This window comes from Streptomyces pathocidini (assembly GCF_001418495.1).
Lineage (GTDB): Bacteria > Actinomycetota > Actinomycetes > Streptomycetales > Streptomycetaceae > Streptomyces > Streptomyces pathocidini.
Genome location: NZ_LIQY01000149.1, coordinates 1 through 8,915, shown reverse-complemented (window position 1 = coordinate 8,915; position 8,915 = coordinate 1). Strand labels below are relative to the sequence as shown.

7 protein-coding genes and 1 pseudogene are annotated in these 8,915 nt (G+C 72.8%); 5 read left to right on the top strand and 3 right to left on the bottom strand.

The window, feature by feature from the left end; genetic code table 11:
• Positions 1-360, bottom strand: a 360-nt coding sequence (locus AOK16_RS09245) for a DAK2 domain-containing protein (RefSeq protein WP_157859157.1), incomplete at its 3' end; no start/stop codon positions are given.
• Positions 361-552: 192 nt separating this feature from the next.
• Entirely contained in the window at positions 553-1,803 is a 1,251-nt protein-coding gene (locus AOK16_RS09240; RefSeq protein ID WP_055471762.1) for a glycoside hydrolase family 18 protein, read from the bottom strand.
• Positions 1,804-2,193: 390 nt separating this feature from the next.
• On the opposite strand from AOK16_RS09240, the gene AOK16_RS09235 reads away from it, so the two are divergent.
• A complete protein-coding gene (locus AOK16_RS09235) occupies positions 2,194-3,366 on the top strand; it encodes an acyl-CoA dehydrogenase family protein (RefSeq protein ID WP_055471761.1) in 1,173 nt (390 codons plus the stop codon).
• Between the two features lie 370 nt (positions 3,367-3,736).
• A complete protein-coding gene (locus AOK16_RS09230) occupies positions 3,737-4,651 on the top strand; it encodes an endonuclease/exonuclease/phosphatase family protein (RefSeq protein WP_055471760.1) in 915 nt (304 codons plus the stop codon).
• Between the two features lie 307 nt (positions 4,652-4,958).
• On the opposite strand, the gene AOK16_RS09225 is transcribed toward AOK16_RS09230, so the two are convergent.
• Positions 4,959-5,408 (bottom strand): hypothetical protein, encoded by a 450-nt coding sequence (locus AOK16_RS09225; protein WP_055471759.1) that lies wholly within the window; start codon positions 5,406-5,408, stop codon positions 4,959-4,961.
• A 214-nt stretch (positions 5,409-5,622) separates the two neighbouring features.
• On the opposite strand from AOK16_RS09225, the gene AOK16_RS09220 reads away from it, so the two are divergent.
• The 3 genes and pseudogenes from AOK16_RS09220 to AOK16_RS09210 all read left to right on the top strand — a co-directional run.
• Entirely contained in the window at positions 5,623-6,063 is a 441-nt protein-coding gene (locus AOK16_RS09220; protein WP_055471758.1) for an Lrp/AsnC family transcriptional regulator, read from the top strand.
• A 56-nt stretch (positions 6,064-6,119) separates the two neighbouring features.
• Positions 6,120-7,751: an amidohydrolase gene (locus AOK16_RS09215; protein ID WP_055471757.1), complete on the top strand. Its 1,632-nt coding sequence runs from the start codon at positions 6,120-6,122 to the stop codon at positions 7,749-7,751.
• Between the two features lie 561 nt (positions 7,752-8,312).
• Positions 8,313-8,915, top strand: a pseudogene (locus AOK16_RS09210) (apolipoprotein N-acyltransferase); the annotation flags it as partial.

Genomic DNA, 8,915 nt, shown 5'->3' with positions numbered 1-8,915 from the left:
GGCGAGGGCCTCGGCGAGCAGCTGCGGGCTGACCGTCTCCTCCTCTTCGCCCAGCGCCCGCCCGGCCCGCCGCAGCACCGTCCCGTACAACGGGCCCGAGGCGCCGCCGACCGTGCTGGTGAGATGCGTCCCGAAGGCCTTCAGCAGCGCGCCGGGGGTGGCCGGCGGATCGGCGTACACCGTCGCGGACGCCGAGGTGAAGCCGCGCCTGAGGTTGGCGCCGTGGTCGGCGTCGCCGATGGCCGAGTCCAGGTCCGTGAGGTGGTCCGCCTGCTCGGTGATCACCTGGGTGGCGCGGGTGAGCCAGCGGCGGAAGAAGGCGGTGTCGAAGACGGCGGCGGGGTCCGGGGACACGGTCATGGGCGGCGACTCCTCGGCTCGGGGCGGATCCGGCGTACGCGGGCGCGGTGCGTACGCCACCAGTCTGCGCCCACCGCCGCCAGTTGGGCGGATCGGCACCTCGAAGATCGGCCACGGGCGCGGAGTCGGCTGCCCGGCGCCCGCCTCCGGGGGGAAGCGGGTGCCGGGCAGCCGACTCGGTCGGGCCGGGGGCTAGTTGATCGCCTTGACCAGCTCGCCGTTGCTGGTGTCTCCGCTGAACTCCCAGAAGAACGCGCCCCTGAGGTTCTGCTGGTTCTTGTAGGTCATTTTCCCGGCGATGGTGGACGGGGTGTCGTAGCTCCACCAGTTGGAGCCGCACTTGGCGTACGCGGTGCCGGCGACGGTTCCGGTGGCGGGGCAGGAGGTCTTGAGGAGCTTGTAGTCCTCGATGCCCTGTTCGTACTTTCCGGCGGCTGGGCCGGTGGCCGTGCCGCCGGGTGTGGCCTGGGTGACTCCGGTCCAGCCGCGCCCGTAGAAGCCGATGCCCAGCAGCAGCTTCTCTGACGGGACGCCGTGCGACTTGAGTTTCTGGATCGCGGCGTCGGAGTTGAAGCCTTCCTGGGGGATGCCGCTGTAGGACGTCAAGGGCGAGTGCGGGGCGGTGGGGCCGGTGGCGGCCCAGGCGCCGAAGAAGTCGTACGTCATGACGTTGTACCAGTCGACGTACTGTGCGGCTCCCGCGTAGTCCGCGGCCTCGATCTTGCCGCCGGAGGAGGCGTCGGCGGTGATGGCGGCGGTGACGAGGTTGCCGCTGCCGAACTTGGCGCGCAGCGCCTGCATCAGGTTCTTGTAGGCGGCGGCGCCGCTGGTGTCGCAGCTCAGGCCGCAGGCGTTGGGGTACTCCCAGTCGATGTCGATGCCGTCGAACACATCGGCCCAGCGGGGGTCTTCGACCAGGTCGTAGCAGGACTGGGCGAAGGCGGCGGGGTTCTTTGCGGCCTCGGTGAAGCCGCCGGACCAGGTCCAGCCGCCGAAGGACCACAGCACCTTCAGGTTCGGGTGCAGTTGTTTGAGCTTCCGCAGCTGGTTGAAGTTGCCGCGCAGCGGCTGGTCCCAGGTGTCGGCCACGCCGTCCACGCTCTGGTCGGCGGTGTAGGCCTTGTCGTAGTCCGCGAAGGAGTCGCCGATCGCGCACTTGCCGCCGGTGACATTGCCAAACGCGTAGTTGATGTGGGTCAGCTTGCCGGCGGAGCCGGACGTCTCGACGTTCTTGACGTGGTAGTTCCGGTCGTAGATGCCCCATTCGGTGAAGTAGCCGACGACCTTGCTGCCCGCGGCCGCCTTCGCGGGTGCCGCCGCCCGTGTCTCGCCCGCCGAGGCGGAGCCCGCCGGGAGGGCGACGGCCACGAGCGCGCAACAGGCGGCGGCGAGCGTCGCCAGGAACGCCCGCTTGCGGGTGGGGGGACGGTGCGCTCTGAGCATGTGGGGTTCTCCTCTTGTGTGGGGAAGAGGGCTGGGACCGCGACCGCATGCTGGGTTGACATGCACGCGTAGAGCGTGGGGGAACCGTAGAAGGACTAGACCACTGAGTCAATGGTGCGTACCAAGTTGCGAGGGCTTGGCCGAAAGGGGCCGGAGCGCGTCGGGCGCGTGGAACCGGAGCGGTGGCGGTGGACGGGCGCCGAAGGATTCGGCGCACCCGTGACGGACAGCCGTCGATCGGGCATACTCACAGCGCCACAGCCGCTGGTCAGGCCGCCCTTTCGCGATCCGAAGGGCAGTGTCGGCCAGTAGCCGTCCGCACCGTCCGGCGGCGCCGCCACACCCCGAGCGCGCTCCGCCGCAGCGCCCGACAGGGAGGAGAGCGCCGCTATGTCCGACCGCGCCCCACAGCCGGTGGAACGCCAACTGCCCACCGAAGAGGTCAGGGACCTGTTCGCGCTCGTCCGTGAGCTGGCCCAGCGCGAGGTCGCCCCGAAGGCGGCCGAGGAGGAGGACACCGGCCGCTTCCCCCGCGAGCTCTTCTCCCTCCTGTCCGAGTCCGGCCTCCTCGGCCTCCCGTACGACGAGGAGTACGGCGGCGGCGAGCAGCCGTACGAGGTGTATCTCCAGGTCCTCGAAGAGCTGGCCGCGGCCCGGCTCACCGTCGGCCTCGGCGTCAGCGTGCACACTCTGGCCTGCCACGCGCTCGCCGCGTACGGCACCAAGGAGCAGCGCGCCGAGCACCTTCCAGCGATGCTCGGCGGCGGGCTCCTCGGCGCGTACTGCCTCTCCGAACCCGCCTCCGGCTCCGACGCCGCCTCCCTGCGCACGCGCGCGGTGCGGGACGGGGACGACTGGGTCCTCGACGGCACGAAGGCCTGGATCACCCACGGCGGCATCGCCGACTTCTACACCGTGCTGGCCCGCACGGGCGGCGAGGGCGCCCGCGGCATCACCGCCTTCCTCGTACCGGGCGACGCCCCCGGGCTCGCCGCCGCGGTGCCCGAGAAGAAGATGGGCCTCAAGGGCTCGCCCACGGCCCAACTGCACCTGGACGGCGTGCGCGTACCGGACGCGCGCCGCCTTGGCGACGAGGGCCAGGGCTTCGCCATCGCGCTGGCCGCGCTCGACTCCGGCCGGCTCGGGATCGCCGCGTGCGCGATCGGAGTGGCCCAGGCGGCGCTCGACGAGGCGATGGCCTACGCGGCGGACCGGCGGCAGTTCGGCCGCCCGATCGCCGACTTCCAGGGCCTGCGCTTCCTGCTCGCCGACATGTCGACCCAGATCGAGGCGGGCCGCGCCCTCTACCTGGCGGCCGCGCGGCTGCGCGACGCGGGCCGCCCGTTCTCCCGGCTCGCCGCCTCCGCGAAACTCTTCTGCACGGACACGGCGATGCGCGTGACGACGGACGCGGTCCAGGTCCTCGGCGGCTACGGCTACACAGCCGACTTCCCGGTCGAGCGCTACATGCGCGAGGCGAAGGTGCTGCAGATTGTGGAGGGCACGAACCAGATCCAACGCATGGTGGTGGCGCGCCACTTGCTGGGCCCGGAATCGCGGTAGCGGGCGGCCGGTGGGCCGCGGCGTCCGTACGGGGACGCCGCGGCCCTGCGGTGTCCCTGTACGACGGCCCTGCGGTGTCCCCGTACGCCCGTTCAGTCGCCGTACGAGCCCGACTCCACGGGTCCGTACGGGCGAGCGGCCGGATGCGGCGCGCGTGGCTTCCGACACTTGGGCGGCTTGAACGGTTTGTCGATTTGGCCGGGCTGCGGACGCGTGTCCCACCCGAGACTCCGCGTACGGGCGCCGACGGGGGTTTCAACTCCGGCTCCCTGCCCGTCACTTTCGCCACACACAACCGGCTGAGACTCACCGTGATCGATGGGGCCGACGCCGGAGAGCCTTGGCCCGCACCGGAGAACTGGAGGCAGTCATGCACGCATCACCGTTCAGCCGTCGCCACGGCATCAAGGCCGCGGCCACCGCGGCCCTCGCGCTCTCGACGTCCGTCTACGCGGGCTCCTCGGCCCAGGCCGCGGACCCCACCGGCGCCGCGCGGCCGGCCGGCGGCCGGCAGCTGCACGTCATGTCCTTCAACCTCCGCTACGCCAGTGACACCACCCCCAACTCCTGGGCCGAGCGCCGCCCCGTGATGCGCGAGCTGCTCCGCCGCGAGGCCCCGCACCTGATCGGCACCCAGGAAGGGCTCTACGAGCAGCTGCGCGACATCGAGGCCGACCTCGGCCCGCGCTACGACGCCGTCGGAACCGGCCGGGAGGGCGGCAGCCACGGTGAGTTCGCGACGATGTTCTACGACACCACCCGACTCGATCTGCTCGAGTTCGACCACTTCTGGCTGTCCGAGACCCCGAACGTGATCGCCTCCAAGGGCTGGGACGCCGCCATCACCCGCATGGCCACCTGGGCCCGCTTCAAGGACCTGCGCACCGGCACCGAGTTCTACGCCCTCAACACCCACTTCGACCACGTCGGCCAGAAGGCCCGCGAGCACTCGGCGGAGCTGATCTCCGAGCGCCTGCGCGCTCTGAACGCCGAGCTGCCGCGCGTCGTCCTCGGCGACTTCAACGCCGCCGCCCACGCCAACCCGGCCTACGACACGCTGCTCAACGGCGGCACCCTGGTCGACACCTGGGAAACGGCGGAGAAGCGCAGCGCCCTGTACGCGACCTTCCACGGCTACAAGCCGCTGACCCCCGACGGCGCGCGCATCGACTGGATCCTCACCTCGCCCTCAGTCCGCACACGCCACGCGGCCATCAACACCTTCTCCAAGAACGGCCAGTTCCCCAGCGACCACCTGCCGGTCCAGGCGGTCATCGAGATCTGACGCCACGTCAACTCGCTGATGATGGCGGGCGATGGAGGCGGGTCGGAACGGACGCGCCGCCTCCGTCGTCCGGACCGTCACCCGGCGAACGGACGCCCACTGGGCCGACCGGAGGCATACGAGGGCCCGGGGGAGGCCCCGGGTTCCGTGGAAACCCTCGCTTGGTCCGCGACCTCACGCATCCGCGCAGCGTGTCGCGACCGGCGCGGGCACGCGATGCCCGGGCGAGGCTCCGAAATCCCGCGTGTGCCCGGCGAACCCCCTTGTGGCGCCCGGCTGTTGACGCGTTCTCTGAACGCTGAAACCGTCAGGCCGCGTGGCTGTGCACCCACCGCGTCTGCGCGGGGACCCGCATCGGGTGCGAACCGGGCCCACCCACGTGCGAGAACGGCTGCTTCCGCCAGTCCAGCCCCTCCGGCAGCGTCAACAGGAGCGCCGCGTCCTGCTCCTGGGGGCCGGCCGAGGCGTCGGCGGGGGTGGTCTCCGCGACTCCGCGCCCCGTACCGGGGCAGACCGTGAGGCCGAACGGATTCCAGGGCGTGCGCACCAGCGCGTGCTCCGGCAGGACCTCCTCGTCCGCCAGCAGCGCGATCGGCCGCGCGCAGTCCGGGCAGACGACCCGGAACATCTCATAGGTCTCGTATGTACTGTCCTCATCGCCGTCGTCGACCGCCTCCGGGGCCTGCGGCTCGACGCCCGCGCTCTCGGGCACGGACTGGATGCGGTCGCTGTGACCGGGGTGCTTCAGGTGACGCATGGAGTAACTCCCCCTCCGGGTGGGCCGAACGAGGCGCTTCGGCCTCGACCACAGCAAGCATTTCCCTGCTCGGCCACCGGGCAATCACGGCACTCCTGCGGACACCTGTCGGATTCTGTGGTGTTCGTCACATGCCGCTTGCAGGTGCGCTCCAAGCCCCCTGGTTCCCGCTCCAACTGTGCCCGGGGCACCGGCCCCCTGTAGGTTCTCCGCTGTGGAGGAACTCGACCGGCACATCGTGGAACTGCTCGTCAAAGACGGGCGCATGAGCTACACCGACCTGGGGAAGGCCACCGGCCTGTCCACCTCGGCGGTCCACCAGCGCGTCCGCCGGTTGGAGCAGCGCGGAATCATCCGCGGCTACGCCGCCGTCGTCGACCCCGAGGCCGTCGGCCTCCCCCTCACCGCCTTCATCTCGGTCAAGCCGTTCGACCCCAGCGCCCCTGACGACATCGCGGACCGGCTCGCCGACATCCCCGAGATCGAGGCCTGCCACAGCGTCGCCGGCGACGAGAACTACATCCTCAAGGTCCGCGTCGCCACCCCCCTGGAGCTGGAGCACCTCCTCACCCGCATCCGCTCCCAGTCCGGCGTCTCCACCCGTACGACGGTCGTGCTCTCCACCCCGTACGAGGCCAGGCCGCCGCGCGTCTGACCCCCGGCCCCACCCCGGGCGGAAGCCGTCCGCGTCCGGGGGAGAAACTGTCCGGTATGAGCGAGAGCCCCGCGAACCAGGACACCCCCCGCACCGTGCTGCTCCGGGGCGGCACCGTGCACAGCCCCGCCGACCCCTTCGCCACCGCCATGGTCGTCGAGCGCGGGCACGTCGCCTGGGTCGGCTCCGAGGGCGCGGCCGACGCCTTCGCGGACGGCGCCGACGAGGTCGTGGACCTCCAAGGGGCCCTCGTCACCCCGGCGTTCACCGACGCACACGTCCACACCACCGCCACCGGCCTCGCCCTCACGGGCCTCGACCTGTCCACCACCCGCACCCTCGCCGAGGCTCTCGACCGGGTCCGCGCCCACGCCGCCGACCACCCGGGCGAGAACATCCTCCTGGGCCACGGCTGGGACGCCGCCCGCTGGCCCGAGCGGCGCCACCCGTCCCGGGCGGAACTCGACGAGGCCACCGGCGGGCGCCCCCTCTACCTCACGCGCGCGGACGTCCACTCCGCCGTCGCCACCACCGCTCTCCTCGCCCGCGTCCCCGGCCTCGCCGACCACCCCGACGAGCCGCTCACCGGCGACGCCCACCACGCCGTACGCCGCACCGCCCACTCCGCCGTCACTCCTGGGCAGCGCGCCGACGCCCAGCGGGCCGCCCTGCGCCGCGCCGCCTCGCTCGGCATCGGCTCGGTCCACGAGTGCGCCGGCCCCGACATCTCCGGCGAGGACGACCTGACTGGGCTCCTCGCCCTCGCCGCCGCCGAGCCGGGCCCCCGCGTCTTCGGCTACTGGGCCGAACCCCTCACCGACGCCAAAGGCGCCGACCGCATCCGCGAACTCGGCGCCATCGGCGCCGCAGGCGACCTCTTCGCCGACGGCTCACTCGGCTCCCACACCGCCTGCCTCCACGAGCCCTACGCCGACGCCCCCGGCCGCACCGGCAGCGCCCACCTCGACCCCGAGGCGGTCGCCGCCCACGTCGCCGCCTGCACCGAGGCCGGCATCCAGGCCGGCTTCCACGCCATCGGCGACGCCGCCCTGTCGACGGTCGTCGAGGGCGTACGGGCCGCGGCCGAGAGGCTCGGCCCGGCGCGGATCCGGGCCGGCCGGCACCGCGTCGAGCACGCCGAGATGCTCACCCCCGAGACCATCGCGGCCTTCGCCGAACTCGGCCTGACCGCCTCGGTCCAGCCCGCCTTCGACGCGGCCTGGGGCGGCGAGGACGGCATGTACGCGCGGCGGCTCGGCGCCGAACGGGCCCGCACCCTCAACCCGTACGCGGCGCTGCTGCGCGCCGGAGTCCCGCTCGCCTTCGGCTCCGACAGCCCCGTCACCCCGCTCGACCCCTGGGGCACCGTCCGTGCCGCGGCCTTCCACCGGACCCCCGAGCACCGCGTCTCGGTCCGCGCCGCGTTCACCGCCCACACACGCGGCGGCTGGCGGGCCGTCGGCCGGGACGACGCGGGCGTACTCGTGCCCGGTGCCCCCGCCGACTACGCGGTCTGGGAGGCCGGCGAACTCGTCGTCCAGGCCCCCGACGAGCGGGTCGCCCGCTGGTCGACCGACCCCCGCTCCGGCACGCCTGGCCTGCCCGAACTTGCCCCTGGCAGTGCCCTTCCGGAGTGCCTGCGAACCGTCGTGGGCGGACGCACGGTCTTCGCACGGCCGAACGAGTGACGTACCGGGGTGGCGCGCGGCCGAACGGTGTGCTCCCGGCCTGTCGCGCCACCTGCGGATCTTCCTGGCTGACCTGCCGCATTGCGGAATCCCCGCAGGCCAGACGGCTGTTGACAGACGATGGGAGACGGCGGGTAGGTTCGGCCGAGTCCACCACAGGACGTCCGACCCGGGGAACCTCCACACAGTCGCCGAACGCAGCTGGGCCATGGGGTGGTGCGCCGCACGGCACACCGCCACTGGGAGCCAGGTCCAGCGCCCGCGCCACGGGGGCGAGGGAACGTTCCTTGCCGGTCGGCAGGTGCGACCCGGGTGGGGCCCGGACGTTCAGTAGACAACGGCTCTCGGTAGACCCGCAGCCAGCGGGTCCCAGGTCGGCCCGAAGGGCGCCGGGCCCCGATCCGTAGTACGCAACGCCTCCTGTCCGGTTTGCCGTCACACCCCCGCTGACCTGGGGCGGAGGCAGGTTTTCCACAGGCTTTCCGCCCGCGCTGCCGCATGTCCGCGCGGCGATGTACGGTCGCTTCACACCACCGGACGACCTGCAGGAAGGCCGCGACCGTGCCATCGGGCCCCCACACCACCGCCGCGCACCCCGGGGAAGCGCCGCGTGCCGACCAGGCGGTGCACACCACGCCCGTCTCCGTCGGCTCCTCCGGCGCGCCCGGCGGGCCGGAGAGCCAGGCCGCGCCCAGGCCCGGCCGCCGCACGCGCGCGGGGCGGTGGATGCGGCGCGAGGCGCCCCGCACCGGCCTCGCCGCCGCGGCCGGCCTCGCCTGCGCCGCGGCCTTCCCGCCCTACGGCCTGTGGCCGCTGTCCGTGCTGGCCGTCGCCGCGCTGAGCCTGCTCACCCGCGGCAGGACCGCCCGCCAAGGCGCCTGGACGGGCCTCGCCTTCGGCCTGCCGTTCTTCTTCGCGCTGCTGCGCTGGCTCCATGTCGTCGGCTACGACGCGGTGTTCGGCCTCTCCCTCATCGAAGCGCTGTTCCTCGCCTTGCTGGGCGCGGGACTCGCCCTCACCTCCAGACTCCCGCTCTGGCCACTGTGGGCGGGCTGCCTGTGGGTGGCGGAGGAATGGGCCCGCGACCGCCTGCCGTTCGGCGGATTCCCCTGGGGGAGACTGGCATTCGCCAACACCGGCTCCCCCTTCACCCCGCTCGCCGCC